The organism is Pseudomonas sp. NFACC43, assembly GCF_900119645.1.
Classification (GTDB): Bacteria; Pseudomonadota; Gammaproteobacteria; order Pseudomonadales; family Pseudomonadaceae; genus Aquipseudomonas.
In genome coordinates, this window is sequence record NZ_FPKK01000029.1 from 1 (window position 1) to 15,477 (window position 15,477).

General features: G+C 67.5%; 1 protein-coding gene and 1 pseudogene. Both read right to left on the minus strand.

Going from position 1 to position 15,477, the window contains the following annotated elements:
• A pseudogene (locus BT179_RS26110) lies at positions 1–9,535 on the minus strand (amino acid adenylation domain-containing protein); the annotation flags it as partial.
• Between the two features lie 123 nt (positions 9,536–9,658).
• Positions 9,659–15,477, minus strand: a 5,819-nt coding sequence (locus tag BT179_RS26115; RefSeq protein ID WP_072449294.1) for a non-ribosomal peptide synthetase, incomplete at its 5' end; no start/stop codon positions are given.

The following is a 15,477-nucleotide window of genomic DNA, read 5'->3' on the forward strand; positions in this document are numbered from 1 at the left end:
CCGACTGGGTCAGCACCGCCAGTGGCTGGCTGTCCTGGAGCATGAAGGCCATGCGGTCGGCGGGGTGGGCCGGGTCGATGGGCACATAGGCCGCGCCGGCCTTGAGCACGCCCAGCAGGCCGACGATCATGTCCAGGCTGCGCTCGGCGCAGATGGCGACCCGTTGATCGGGCTGCACGCCGAGGGCGAGCAACTGGCGGGCCAGGTGGTTGGCGCGGCGGTTGAGCTGGCGGTAGGTCAGCTGGCGGTCTTCGCAGACCAGGGCCACGGCGTCGGGGGCGAGCCGGACCTGGGTTTCGAACAGGGCATGGATCGGCTGGGCCGGCCCGAAGTCGGTGGCGGTGCGGTTGAAGTCGCGCAACAGCAACTGGCGCTCGTCGTCGGGCAGCACGTCCAGGCTGCTGGCGAGGCGCTCGGGGGTTTGCTCCAGGGCCTGCACCAGGGCGGCGACGGCCTGGGCCAGGTAGGCGGCGATGCGGTGCGGATCGATCCCGGTGATGGACTGGGCGGTCAGGGAGAACCCATTGCCCACGTTGGCCACGGCGATTTCGATGGGGTAGTTGGTACGGGTTTCCGAAGCAATGAAGTGCATGCCTTCCTGCTCGCCCATGTCCTCGACGTTTTCCCCGGAGGCGTTCACCAGGTCGCCATGCCGGCAGTTGAGGATCACCGTGAACAGTGGCAGCGAGGCGTCCACCGCACTGCATCGCTGGGCCAGGGCCAGGGATGCCTGCTCGTGGGTCAGCAGTTCACTGAGCTGCTGGTAGGCGTCACGGACGATGTCGCTGACGGTGTGCTGCTGCAAGCGAATGCGCATGGGCAAGGTGTTGATGAACATGCCCAGGGCGTGGTCGGCCCCGGCGGTGCCTTGGGAGCGACCCGAGAGCACGGTGCCGAAGATCCCGTCGTCGCGGCCGCTGGTGGCAGCCACCACCAGGCCCCAGGCAGCGTGGAACAGCACCGAAGTCGGCACCCCTTGCTGGCGCGCGGTGCGATGCACCCGGGCACTGAGTTCATCGCCCAGAGGGCGGACCGCACGCTTGATCCCGGCGCCGTTGCCTCGTACATCCAGCACGCCGTAAGGCGCGGTGGTGGAGTCGACATCGGCCAGCAGGCGACGGAAGTAGGCCTCGTGTTCGGCCTGGGACACGCTGGCCGCCTGGGCGATGAAGTTACGGTACGGCTGGGACGGCGGCAGGCTGTCGGCCTGGCCGGCCAGCACCGCCTGGATCTCCAGCATGATCAGGCGCAAGGTCACGTTGTCGCTGACCAGGTGATGGTCGAGCAGCGCCAGCAGCCACTGGTCACCCGGTTCATCGTGGATGATGTAGGCCGCGATCAGCGGCGCCCGCTGCAGGTCGAGTCGCAGGTGATGGGTGTCCGTATGGTCGCGCAGGACCTGCAGGGCGTCTTCGCCGGGGGCGCACTCCAGGGCCACCACCGGCAGCCGGGCCTGGCGATGCACCACCTGCACCGGTTGCGGCAGGCCCTGCCAGCGCAAGGCGGTGCGCAGGATATCGTGGCGGTCGATCACTACCTGCACGGCGGCGAGGAAATCGTCGAGCAACTGGCGCCGAGCGAAGGTCACCACGGTGCGCATCAGGTAGGCATCGCCTTCGGACTGCAACAGATGGTGGAACAGGATGCCTTCCTGCAACGAGGACAAGGGGTAGATGTCCTGGACATTGCCGGCGCCGCCGGGAACGTCGGCGACGATCTGCTCGATTTCCCCCTGGCTGAGGGTGACCAGGGGCAGCATCTGCGGTTCGATGGCGGTGCAGCCGGTGGGGATCAGGTTCTCCGGCACGGCCCGTCGCGCATTGTCGCCACCGGCCAGGACGGCTGCCATGGCCTTGAGGGTCGGGGCGGAAAATACCGTGCGCACGTCCAGTTGCAGGCCGGCCTGGCGCAGGCGCTCGATCAGGCTGATGACCAGGAACGAATGCCCACCCAGTTCGAAAAAATGATCGTGGCGGCCCACCCGTTCGACCCCCAGCAGTTCCTGCCAGGCACTTGCCAGGGTGTTTTCGACCGGCCCCAGCGGGGCTTCGTAATGCTGGCTGGCGGTGGCGGATGCATCCGGCGCCGGCAGGGCATTGCGGTCCAGCTTGCCGTTGGTGGTCAGCGGCCAGGCCGTCAGGGTCACGAACGCGCTGGGCAGCATGTGTTCGGCCAGCACGCTCGCCAGTTGGCTGCGCAAGGCGGACGACTCCGGGACGACCCCGTCATGGGCGATCAGGTAGGCCACCAGGCGCTTGTCGCCGGGCTGGTCTTCGCGCACGGTGACCAGGGCTTCGCGGACTTCGGCACAGGCCAACAGCTGGGCCTGGATTTCTCCCAGTTCGATGCGGAAACCGCGGATCTTGATCTGTGAGTCGTTGCGGCCCACATAGACCACGCCGCCGTCGGCCCGGTAGCGGGCGATATCGCCGGTGCGATACAGCCGCGCGCCGGGCTCGCTGGCGAATGGGTCGGCGATGAACCGCTGGGCATTGAGCTCGTCGCGGTTGAGGTAATGCCGGGCCACGCCGGCGCCGCCGATGTAGATCTCGCCATCGACGCCCACCGGGGCCGGTTGTCCATAGTCGTCGAGAATGCGCAGGCACAGGTCGGGCAATGGCGGGCCGATCAGGCTGGGAGCGCCGGCGTCGATTTCATCCTGGCTGACGGGGTAGTAAGTGGCGTGCACGGTGATCTCGGTGATCCCGTACATGTTCACCAGGCGGGTCCGGGTCAGCGCCGTGCGAGCGGTCCACGGCCGCAGGCTGCGGAAGTCCAGAGCCTCGCCACCGAAAATCACTTCCCGCAGGCTGTGCTCCCGGTCGCTGCGTTCCCGGGCTTCGATGAACTGGCGGAAGGCGCTCGGCGTCTGGTTCAGGACGCTGACCTGGTGCTGGCACACCAGCGCGTAGAAATCATCGGGGGAGCGGGCGATCTCGCTCGGCACGACCACCAGCTTGCCGCCGTAGCTCAGGGCGCCCCAGATTTCCCAGACCGAGAAGTCGAAGGCAAAGGAATGGAACAGCGTCCACACGTCGTCGCTGCCGAAGCTGAACAGCTCGGCGGTGGCGTCGAACAGCCGGGCGACATTGCCATGCTCCACCAGCACCCCCTTGGGCAGCCCGGTGGAACCGGAGGTGTAGATCACGTAGGCCAGGTGCCGGGACGTCAGGCCTAGGTCGTCGGCCAGCGGGTTCACATCCAGCGAATCGTCCGCCAGGTCGGCGGCCGGGACGTAGTCGTCCAGGCTCACCCATGGCACTCGGTGCGCGGGCAGGGCGTCCAGGCAATCCGGCTGCGCCAGCAAGGCCACCGGGGCACTGTCGTCCAGCAGATAGGCCAGGCGCTCGGCGGGATAGGCCGGGTCCAGCGGCACGTACGCCGCGCCGGCCTTGAGCACGGCCAGCACCGCGCAGACCATCTCCACGCCGCGCCGGGCCAGGATCGCTACCCGGTCGTCAGGGCGTACCCCTTGGGCGAGCAGTTGCCGGGCGATGCGGTTGGCCCGGCGATTGAGCGCCTGATAGCTGAGTTCCTGCTCGCCGAAGACCAGGGCGTTGTCCCGGGGCTGGGCGCTGGCGAACGCTTCGAAGCGTTGGTGAACCAGCAGGCCGGGGGCAAAGACAGCCTTGGGCGGCAGTACCGCCGGCGAAGCCTGGCGCTGTGCCGGGCTGAGCAATGGCAAGCCGAGCACGGGTTGCTCGACGTCTTCGACCATGGCCGCCAGCAGGGTCTGGAAGTGCTGGGCGAACCGCTCCACGGTGCTGCGATCGAACAGGTCACTGGCGTACTCGATCACACCGGCCAGCGTACCGCCGTCGTTGCCCAGGGTCAGCATCAGGTCGAACTGCGATGTTTCATGGGCCTGGGCCACGGGCATCAGGGTCAGGCCGGGCAGGCTCAGCTCGGTGCCGCCCGGGGTGTTGTCCAGGGACAGCGCGACCTGGCACAGCGGGTTGTGGCTCAGCGAGCGTGGCGGCTGCACGGCTTCGATGACCTGCTCGAACGGAATGTCCTGGTGCTCGTGGGCGGCCAGCGTCGTCTGTCTGATCTGCGCCAGCAGCTGGGTCACGCTGGGGTTCTGCGTCAGGTCCACCCGCAGGGCCAGGGTGTTGACGAAGAAGCCGATCAGTTGTTCGGTTTCGGTACGGCCGCGGTTGGCCGTCGGCACGCCGATGACCACGTCCCGCTCGTTGCCCAGCCTGGCCATGAGCACCGACCAGGCACTGAGCAGCGCCATGAACAGCGTGACGTCGTGGGCCTGGCAGAAATGCTCCAGCCGCTGGCGCAATGCCGCCGGGATCTGCACCGGCACATCGCCGCCCCGGTAGCTTTGCGTCGCCGGGCGTGGGCGGTCGGTGGGCAACGACAGCAGCGCCGGCGCCCCCGCCAGGTGGTCGCGCCAGAAGTCGGCCTGCCGGGCGAGGCGTTCGCCGCTGAGGGTCCGGTGTTGCCAGGCGGCGTAGTCGGCGTACTGGATCGGCAGCGCCGGCAGGGGATCGGGCTGTTGCTGGCTGAACGCCCGGTAGAGGGCGGCCAGTTCCCTGACCAGGATACCCACCGACCAGCCGTCGGAGATGATGTGGTGCTGGGTGATCAGCAGGATGTGTTCGTCATCGGCCAAACGCAGCAGGCGCCCACGGATCAGCGGTCCCTGGCTGAGGTCGAACGGCGCCAGGGCCTCGCTGTTGCCGATGCGCGACGCACTGAGGCTGGCCTGCTCGTACGGCAGCGCGCTCAGGTCCTGTTCGGCCAGCGCGAAGCCGCAGTCGGCCGGGGCGATGATCTGCACCGGCTGTTCGCCATGGCGTTCGAAGGTAGTGCGCAGGCTTTCGTGGCGGGCGACGATACGGTCCAGGGCGCGTTGCAGGGCGTGGCGATCCAGGTGGCCGCGCAGGTGCAGGGCGGCGGGCATGTGATAGGCGACGCTGGCGGCGTGGTCCAGCTGGTCGAGGAACCACAGGCGTTGCTGGGCGAACGACAGCGCCAGCGGTGCGTTGCGGTCGGCCGGTTCGAGGGGCTCGATGGCGCTGCTTTGCAGGTTGCCCACCACCCGCGCCAGTTCTGCCACGGTGGGATGGCTGAACAATTCGCGCAACATCAGCTCGCCGCCCAGCTGTTGGCGCACCCGAGCCACCAGTTGCGCCGCCAGCAGGGAATGCCCGCCCAGTTCGAAGAAACTGTCGCTGCGGCCGACGCGCTCCAGGCCCAGCAGCTCCTGGAAAATCTGTGCCAGGGCCTTTTCAGTGGCCCCCTCGGGGGCGACGTAGCCGCGATCGGACATGGCGTCCAGGTCCGGTGCCGGCAAGGCATCCTGGTCCAGTTTGCCGTTGGCGGTGAGCGGGTAGGCGTGCAGGCTGACGAAGGCCGTCGGGATCATGTAGTCGGGCAGGGTGGCCCCCAGCTGCTTGCGCAGGGCGGCCACTTCCAGCACCGCCCCGGGACGGGGGATCAGATAGGCGATCAGGCGTTTGCCCTGGCTGGCGTCTTCACGCGCCAGCACCCGGGCTTCGCGCACGCCGTCGCAGGCCAGCAGCTTGGCTTCGATCTCGCCCAGTTCGATGCGGAAACCGCGGATTTTCACCTGGGCGTCCATCCGGCCCAGATGCACGATCTCACCGTTGTCCAGCAGTTTGCCCAGGTCCCCGGAGCGGTACAGTCGCTCGCCGGGACGGAACGGATCGGCAATGAAGCGTTCGGCGGTCAGTGCCGGACGGTTCAGGTAGCCCCGGCCCACGCCCAGCCCGCCGACACAGATTTCCCCGGCCACTCCCAGCGGCAGCAAGCGCTGACGGGCGTCGAGCACATAGGCCACGGTGGTGGGGATCGGCCGGCCGACGTTGGAAATGCCGGCGGCGATGTCCGCCGCGCCGATGGCCTTGTAGGTCACGTGGACGCAAGTCTCGGTGATGCCATACATGTTCACCAGGGCCACGTGGCCGAAGGCGCGGTGGAAGGCGTCGAGCTTGCCCAGCTCCAGGCTCTCGCCACCGAAGATCACATAGCGCAGCCGTTCCAGGCGCACGTGCGCGGCTGCCAACGCCGCGGCGCTGAGCTGATGGAACGCCGAAGGCGTCTGGTTCAGGACGCTGACCTGTTCGCTTTCGAGGAAGTCCAGCAACGCTTGGGGATCACGGCGCAAGGCGTCGGGTACCAGGGTCAGGCGCGCACCGAAGAGCAGCGCGCCGAAGATTTCCCAGACCGAGAAGTCGAAGGCGTTGGAGTGGAACAGCGACCAGACGTCGTCGGCGCTGAACTGGAAGTCCGGGCGATTGGTGTGCAGCAGGCGCACCACATTGCGGTGTTCGAGCAGCGCGCCCTTGGGCTCGCCAGTGGAGCCCGAGGTATAGATCACATAGCAGAGGTGGTCCGGGGCATTGACGCAAGGCGGGTTGGCGCTGCTGGCGCCGTTGTCCGGGTTGGCTTCGAAGGCCTCGATGCCCAATGCCTGCAACGTCGGCGCCATGTCCGGGCGAGCGATGGCCTTGCGCGTGCCGCTGTCGCGCAGCACATAGGCGATGCGATCCTGGGGCGAGGCCGGGTCGATGGGTACATAGGCACCGCCGGCCTTGAGCACCGCCAGGGTGGCGACGATCATCTGCACCGAGCGATCCAGCGCGATGGCCACCGGTTCCTGCGGTTGCACGCCCGCGGCGCGCAAGTGGTGGGCGAGGCGGTTGGCCTGCTCGTTGAGCTGGCGATAGCTCAGGCGTTCCTGGCCCAGGTTGACGGCGATGCGCTCCGGGTGCTGGCGCGCCTGGTCCTCGAAAATCTGCTGCAGGATCAGGGTGTCGGGCCAGGCCGCTTCGCTGTCGTTGAAGTCGATGATCTGCCGCTGCCGCTCGGCGGCGTCCAGCAGGTTGACGTCATCGATGCGCTGCCCGGCGTCCTCGACGAAGGCTTGCAGCAGGCGCACGTAGTGACGCATCAGTTGTTCGATGAAGCCGGCGTCGAAGAACTCCGCGTTGTACACCAGATGCCCGGACCACTGCTGCTCGCCGGCCGAAATCAGCAGGTGTAGGTCGTTCTTGCCATAGCCCAGGTTGGTTTCCAGGGTATTGACCGCCAGGCCGGCGACCAGGGCACCGGTATCGGTGCTGCGCTGGAAATTGAAGAGCACATCGAACAACGCGGTGCGGCTCATGTCCTTGGCCGGGTTGAGGGCCAGCACCAATTGGTCGAACTGCATGTGGCGATGGCGCAGGCCCTGGTTCAGGTTGTCGGCGGTCTGCTCCCAGAGTTCCTGCAAGGTGGTATCGCTGGCGCAGAGACCGCGCATCACCAGCAGGTTGTCCAGCGGCCCGACTACATCGCGCAAGGCCGGTTCTCGGCAAGCGGCCGTGGTGCCGACCACCAGTTCGTCGTGTCCGGCGTAGCGTCGCAGCAGGGCGGTGAAGGCGCTCAGGGCCAGGCTGTCGGCGCTGACGCCGGTTTCCCGGGCCAAGGCTTCGAGGCGACGTGCCAAGGCCGCTTCGATGGTGAAGTCATGGGTCGCCTCGGCGAACACATGCACGGCCATCCGCGGACGATTCAACGGCAGTTCCAGGGCCTGCAGCTTGCCCCGCAGTTGATAGGCCCAGTAGGCCCGCAGGTTCTCCGTGAGCGCCGCCGGCAACTGCCGCTGCCAGGCGGCGAAGTCGCCGTAGGTCAGGGACAGGGGCGGCAGTTCGGCGCTGCGTCCGGCGCAGGCGGCTTCATAGAGAGCCAGCAGGTCGCGCTTGAGCAGTTGCATGGAGGTACGGTCGGCCAGCAGGTGGTGCACGGCGATCGCCAGGACGGCGTTGTGTTCGTCCCCTTGTACCAGGCAGGCACGTACCAGGCTGCCACCGTTCATGGTCAATGGCCGGCGGGTCTCGGCCAGGGCCAGGGTCGCCAGGTTGTCCGGCTGGCCCTGGATCACTTCCAGGGGCAGGCTCGCCGGCCCGTCGAAGCATTGCCAGGCGCTGGCGCCATCGTCACTCGACACCCGGCAGCGCAGGATCGCATGGCGGGCGAGCAACCCGTCGAGGGCGGTTTGCAAGGCCGGCTGGTGCAACTCGCCGGCCAGTTCCAGCAGCAGGGGAATGTTGTGATAGACCGGGTTGGCTTCGTACAGGTAACCGTTCTCGAAGGTGTCGACGAACCAGAGCCGTTCCTGGTGATAGGACAAGGGCATTCGCTGTGGCATGGGCGCCTGGGCGACGACATCGGGCAGGGCCAGCGCCGGATCCAGCTGCAACGCACCGATACGGGTGTCCGGGGCTTCGGTGAAACAGCGCAGCAGGCGTTCGAAACGGTTGGCCAGGCGTTCGACGGTGCTGGCATCGAACAGCGCGGTGGAATACGACAGGCTGCAGGACAGGCTCGGGCCGCCCTCGTCGATGTGCAAGGACAGGTCGTGCTGGGTGTTGTCCTTGCGTGACGGCAGGAACTCCAGGTCCAGCCCCGGCAGGTGCAACTGGCCGCCGGCGCCCCCTGCGTTGGTGTAGAGCATGGTCTGGAACACCGGGCTGTGGCTGGCACTGCGCGGCGGCTTGAGGGCTTCGACCACCAGCTCGAACGGTGTGTCCTGGCGGCTGGAGGCGTCCAGCATCGTCTGCTTGACCTGCTGCAGCACCTGGTCGAGGGTCGGGTTGGCTTCCAGGCGGATGCGCAAGGCCAGGGTATTGACGAAGAAGCCGATCAGCGATTGCACATCCTGGCGGTCGCGGTTGGCGGCAACGGTGCCGATCACCAGGTCCTGCTGGCCGCTGATGCGCGCCAACAGGACTGCCCAGGCCGCCATCAGGATCATGAATGGCGTCGCGGCGCGCGACTGGGCGAACTGCACGATGGCGCTGGACAGCGAGACCGGCAGGTCGAAACCCAGGGTTTCGCCACGGTAGCTCTGCACCGCCGGGCGCGGCCGATCGGTGGGGAGCGAGAGCAGGGCCGGGGCGCCGGCCAGCTGGGCGCGCCAGAACTCCACCTGCTGGTCGAGACGCTCGCCCTCCAGGTGTTGGCGTTGCCAGGCGGCGTAGTCGGCGTATTGCAGGTCCAGGGGCGGTAGTGGATCGGCCTGTCCAGCGCTGAACGCGCCATAGAGCGCGGCGAATTCCTTGACCAGGATGCCGATGGACCAACCGTCGGAAATGATGTGGTGCTGGGTGATCAGCAACCGGTGCTCAGCGTCGCCCAGGCGCAGCAGGCTGCCACGGATCAGCGGTCCATGCAGCAGGTCGAACGGTTGCGCCGCTTCGTCTTCGGCCAGGCGTTGTGCCTCGCGTCCGGCTTCGTCCGCGGGCAGGTGGCTGAGGTCATGTTCGGCCAGGGCGAAGCCGCAATCGGCCGGGGCGATGACCTGCACCGGCTGTTCGCCGTCGCGACGAAAGGTGGTGCGCAGACTTTCATGCCGCGCCACGAGACGGTCGAGGGCGGCCTTGAGGGCGGTCCGGTCGAGAGCGCCGCGCAGGACCAGCACGGCGGGTATGTGGTAGGCGGCGCTGGCCGTCGGGTCCAGTTGGTCGAGGAACCAGAGCCGCTGCTGGGCGAACGACAGCGCCAGGGGAGCGTCGCGATCCGCGCCGGGAATGGCTTCATGAGCCGTTTCGATGACCCGTGTGGCGCCGCGTTGCTTGAGCAGACGCAGGAGTGCGGCACGTTTCAACTGGTCGAGACTATCGTTATGTTCGTTCAATTTTTAAGCATCCTTGGAGACGATAGCGAGCAGTTCGCTTTCAGACAGCGAAGCCATTTCTTGTTGCAGGTCCATCAATTCATCCGACTCGAACTGCGCCAGTTGCAGGGTGGTGATCAGGTCGGCCAATGCCAGCAGCGACGGGTGCTCGAACACACTCCGCAGCGGCACCTCGACGGCGAAGGTCTCCCGTGCCCGCAGCGTGACTTGCACGGCCAGCAGCGAATGACCGCCGAGCTCGAAGAAGTCGTCGTGCCGGCCGATCCGCTCCACGCCCAGCAGGTCGGCCCAGATCTGCGCCAGCAGCTCTTCGGTCTCGCCGTTGGGCGCTTCGTACTGGCGCAAGGCAAAGTCTTCGCTGCGCGGCGCGGGCAGGGCCCGGCGGTCCAGCTTGCCGTTGGGGCTCAACGGCAACCGCTCCACCACCACGAACGCCGCCGGGACCATGTAGTCCGGCAGTTGCGACGTCAGGTATGGCCGCAGGGTGCTGCTGGCGTTGCGACCGGCCAGGTGCGGCTCGACACTCAGGTACGCCACCAGGCGCATCGCCCCAGGCGTGTCCTCCCGGGCGATGACCGCGGCTTCGCGCACCCCCGGCAGGGTCAGCATCAGGGCTTCGATTTCACCCGGTTCGATACGGAAACCACGGATCTTCACCTGCTGGTCGTTGCGTCCGAGGAATTCGAGCACACCGTCGGCGCGCAGCCGCACCAGGTCGCCGGTGCGGTACATCCGCGCCTCGTCGCCAGGGCAAAACGGATCGGCGAGGAAGTGCTCGGCGTTCAGCTGGGCACGGTCCAGGTAGCCTCGCGCGACACCCGCGCCCCCGACGTACAGCTCACCCGGCACGCCGAGGGGCACCGGTTGGCGCTGCTCGTCGAGCACGTACAGGCGGCTGTTGGGGATGGCGCGGCCGATCGGCACGGTGCCCCGGTCCTCGGCAGTGCAGCGATGTACCGTGGCCCAGACGGTGGCTTCGGTTGGGCCGTATTCGTTGTACAGGGCGATGGCCGGCTCCAGCCCGGCGCACTCCTGCACCAGTTGCGCCGGGCAGGCCTCGCCGGCAACGATCATTTCCCGCAGGTGGCCGTGGCCGTTACCGCTGGCAAGGCTCGTCAGTACCAGGCGGCCCAGGGACGGCACGCACAGCAACGAGGTGACGGCCTGCTGGTCGATGAAGCGGGCGATGGCCTCGGGGTCGCGTGCGGTCTCGGCATCCGGGATGCACAAGGTGCCGCCGCCTACCAGGGTGCCGAAGATCCCGGCCACGGAGCTGTCGAAGGCAATCGAGGACAGCAACAGGAAGCGCTTGTCGATCGCCGGCCCGTACACCGCGCCCCGGGCCAGTGTCGAGGCCACCAGGTTGCGATGTTCGATCATCACCCCCTTGGGCTTGCCGGTGGAGCCCGAGGTGTAGATCACATAGGCCAGGTGGGCCGGGGTCAGGCCCGAGCCGTCCAGTTGCGGATCGCGACTGTTGGCCTGGGCCGCCAGGGCCTGTTCGATGGCCAGGTAGCGGGTACCTTCCTGCAGCGTACCCACCGCCGTGCGTCCCACCGGATCGGCCAGTAGCAGGCGTGGCCGGGCGTCGTCGAGGATCGAGGCCAGGCGCTCGGCCGGGTAGGTCGGGTCCAGCGGCACGTAGGCGCCACCGGCCTTGAGGATCCCCAGCAGGCCCGTGATCATGGACACACCGCGTTCGACGCAGATGGCGACCAGGTCCCCTGGCTGGACGCCTGCTGCCAGCAGGTGATGGGCCAGGCGATTGGCCTGGGCATTGAGCTCGGTGTAGCTGAGCTGCGTGCGGCTGTCGAGCAGTGCACAGGCGTCCGGCGTCCGGCGCACCTGTTCTTCGAACAGTTGCTGGATGCACAGGTGCGTCGGGTAATCCACCCGGGTCTGGTTGAAGGTCTCCAGCAGCAGCGTGCGCTCCTTTGGAGGCAACACGTCCAGTTGCATGAGAGGGATCTGCGGCGTGTACATCAGGGCCTGGGCCAGTTGTTCCAGGGCCCGTTGCATCAAGGCGCAGATACGCTGCGGGTCCACCACCCGGACGCTTTGCACGGTCAGCCCCAGGGCATCGCCGTAGTCGTTGACCGACAGGGTCAGCGGATAGTTGGTCCGTTCGGCGCTGTCGAGGATACGCATGCCCGGCCATTGCAACTGGCTGTCGTCGCGCTGGTGCCGGTAGTTGAGCAGGGTGGTGAACAACGGCAACGCACTGGGCACGCCGCTGCAACGCTGCGCCAGCGCCAGGGAGGCTTGCTCGTGGTCCAGCAGTTCCACCAGGTCGCGGTGGGTCGCCAGGACCTTCTCGTTGGCACCGCAACCGGTCAGGCACACCCGTACCGGCAAGGTGTTGATGAACACGCCCAGGGCCCGTTCGGCCCCCGCGGAGCCTTGCAGGCGTCCGGCGACCACCGTGCCGAATACCACATCGTCGCGCCCGGTGCAGCGGGCCAGCACCTGCGCCCAGGCAACGTGGAACAGGGTCGCCGGGGTAATGCCCCGTTCCCTGGCCTGGGCCCGGAGGCGCAGGTTGAGTTCGACGCTCAGTTGCACGCTGGCTTCTTCGATGTGATTGCCGTCGCCCTGCACTTCGAGCAGGTCGAAGGGCGCGGTAGGGGCATCGACGTCGGCCAGTCGCCGGGTGAAGTAGGCTTCGTGGACCTCGGCCGGGGTGGCCTGGGTCTGGGCGATGAAGTCGCGGTACGGCTGTGCGGCGCCCAGGCTTTCACTTTGTCCATGGAGGATCGCGTGGATCTCTTCCAGGACGATTTCCAGGGTCACATGGTCACTGGCCATGTGGTGGTTGAGCAGCGCCAGCAGCCAGCGTTCGGAGTGCGGATCCCGGGCAATGCAGGCACGCATCAACGGCGCCTGGCGCAGGTCCAGGCGCAGTTGCCGTGGATCGCTCAAGGCTTCGAGCTGGCCGAGCGGGTCCTGATGTCCGTTCAAGGTGACGCTGTGCACCGGCAACCGCGCGTGGCGCTGTACCACTTGCACCGCTTGGGGCAGGCCATCCCAATGCACGCAGGTGCGCAGGATGTCGTGGCGATCGATCACTTGCTGCAGGGCGCCGATAAAGGCATCGAGGCGCTGGCGATCGTCGAACTCCAGCATCGAGCGCACCAGGTAGGCATCGCCTTCGTGTCCGAGCAGGTGATGGAACAGGATGCCTTGCTGCAGCGGCGCCAGGGGGTAGATGTCCTGGACGTTGGCGACGCCGCCCGGCACGGCGCCGACCAGGCGCTCGATCTGCTGCGCGGTGAGTTTCACCAACGGCAGCATGTCCGGGGTCAACAGCTGGCAGTCGGCCGGAATGCGGTTGGCCGGTGCCTGGAAGGCGGTGTGGGTGCTGTCGCCCAGTGCGATAGCCAGTTCTCGCAGGGTCGGCGCACTGAAGACACTGCGCACGTCGGCGTTCAAGCCTTGTTCGCGCAGGCGTTCGATGAGGCTGACCGCCATCAGCGAATGTCCGCCGAGTTCGAAGAACCCGTCATGCCGGCCAATGCGCTCGTGCCCCAGCAATTGCTGCCAGATCCCGGCGATAGCCACTTCCACCTCGCCTTGGGGCGCCTCGTAGGTCCGGCTGGCGTAGGCGTCCTGGCCCGGCTCGGGCAGGGCGCGACGGTCGAGCTTGCCGTTGGGGGTGAGGGGCAATGCGTCCAGCACCACGAAGGCACTGGGCACCATGTGTCCGGGCAGGCGACCCAGGAGCTCGGCGCGCAATTGTTCGGCCGATGCCGGCTCGCCGCACAGATACGCCACCAGGCGTTTGTCGCCGCCCTGGTGGTCGCGGGGGACGACCGTCGCTTCCCGGACCCCATCGAGGGCGGCGAGGGCCGCCTCGATTTCGCCCAGCTCGACACGCAGGCCGCGGATCTTCACCTGGTCGTCGTTGCGTCCCAGGTACTGGAGGGTGCCGTCGGGCAACCAGCGACCGATGTCACCGGTCTTGTACAGGCGCGCACCGGCCCGGTCGCTGAACGGGTCGGCAATGAAGCGCTCGGTCGTCAACTCCAGGCGGTTGAGGTAGCCGCGCGCGACCCCGACGCCACCGATGTGGATCTCGCCCGACACGCCCACCGGCAACAATTGTCCATGGTCGTCCAGCACATGCAGTTGCATGTTGCGGATCGGCCGGCCGATGGGGATCGAGCGGTTCCGGTAATGGGCAAGGTCGCGGTCGGCGGTGTACCAGGCCACTACGTCACTGCACTCGGTGGGTCCGTAGCTGTTGATGATCGCCGGGCGCGGCAACGGCAGTTTTTCCAGCATGGCGACCTGGATCGGCTCGCCCCCCAGCACCACCCGCTTGAGGCACGCCAATGCCTGTTGCCGGTCGGCGTCCACCAGCGCGTGGAACGCGCTGGGCGACAGGTTGATATGGCTGATACCCGCCCTGGCGATCTGGGCGACGATGGCGTCAGGGTTGAACGGTTCTTCGGCCAGGTGCAGCGAGGCCCCCACCATGAGCGGGGCGAGAATGTTCTTCTGGGTCAGGTCGAAGTTATAGGACGAGGCCAGCAGCACCGCATCGCCGGCATGGAAGGCCAGGTCGTCCAGGTACCAGTCCAGCAGGTTGCGCAGGCCGCGATGTTCCACCATGACCCCTTTGGGCAACCCGGTGGAGCCGGAAGTGTAGATCACGTAGGCCAGGTGCCCGAAGTGCAGGTCCGTGATCCCAGGGTTATGGGTCGGGTTTTGCAGCAGCGCCGGGCTGTCCGCTTCGAGGGTGGCCAGGCCCGCCGGCAGCGGCAGGGTGTCCAGGTCTTGCTGGCGTACCAGCGCCCTGGGCGCGCTGTCGGCCAGCATATGGGTCAGGCGTTGCGCCGGGTATTGCGGATCGAGCGGCACATAGGCCGCCCCGGCCTTGAGGATGCCCAGCAGGCCAGCGACCATCTGCGGACTGCGTCGGGCGCACAGGCCGACGGTGTCGTCGGGCCGCACACCCAGGGCAATCAGGCCATGGGCGATGCGGTTGGCCCAGGCGTTGAGCTCGGCGTAGCTGAGGGTCTGTCCGTCGCCCGCCAGTGCCACGGCTTGCGGCGTGCGCCCGGCCTGGGCTTCGAAGACCGCATGGGGGAAGCGCGCCGGGTCTTCGTCGAGGACCGCGCTGGCGCTGTTGAAGGTTTCCAGCAATTGCCGGCGTTGTGACTCATCCAGCAGCGGCAAGGTCGCCACTGGTTGGGTGGCATCCTCCAGCATGGCATCGAGCAGTTGCAGCAGGTGCTGGCCCCAACGGGCGATGGTGCTTTCATCGAACAGGTCGGTGGCGTATTCGAACTGGCCGGCGATGATGTCGCCGTCATCGTTCAGGGACAGGCTCACGTCGAACTGGGTGGTGCCGGTGGCCGGGGCCAGCGGGGTCAGGCTCAGGCCGGGCAGGGCCAGGGCCTGGTCCTGCGGGGTGTTGCCGAGTACCAGCATGGCCTGGAACAGCGGGCTGTGGCCGAGGCTGCGCTCCGGTTGCAACGCCTCCACCACCTGTTCGAACGGCAAGTCCTGATGGCCGTAGGCGTCGAGGGTGATGCGCTTGATCCGGGCCAGCAACTGTTCGACCCGGTCATGGGCCTGCACGTCGACGCGCAGGGCCAGGGTGTTGACGAAGAAGCCGATCAGCGCCTCGGTTTCGCGCCGGGTGCGGTTGGCCACTGGCGTGCCGACCACCACCTCGGCCTGATTGCTCAGGCGCGACAGCAGGATCGACCAGGCTCCCAGCAGGGTCATGAACGGCGTCAGGCCTTGCTGCTGGCTGAAGCGGCGCAGCCGGGCACTCAAGGGCGCGGGCAGTTGCAGGGCCAGGGCCGCGCCCTGGT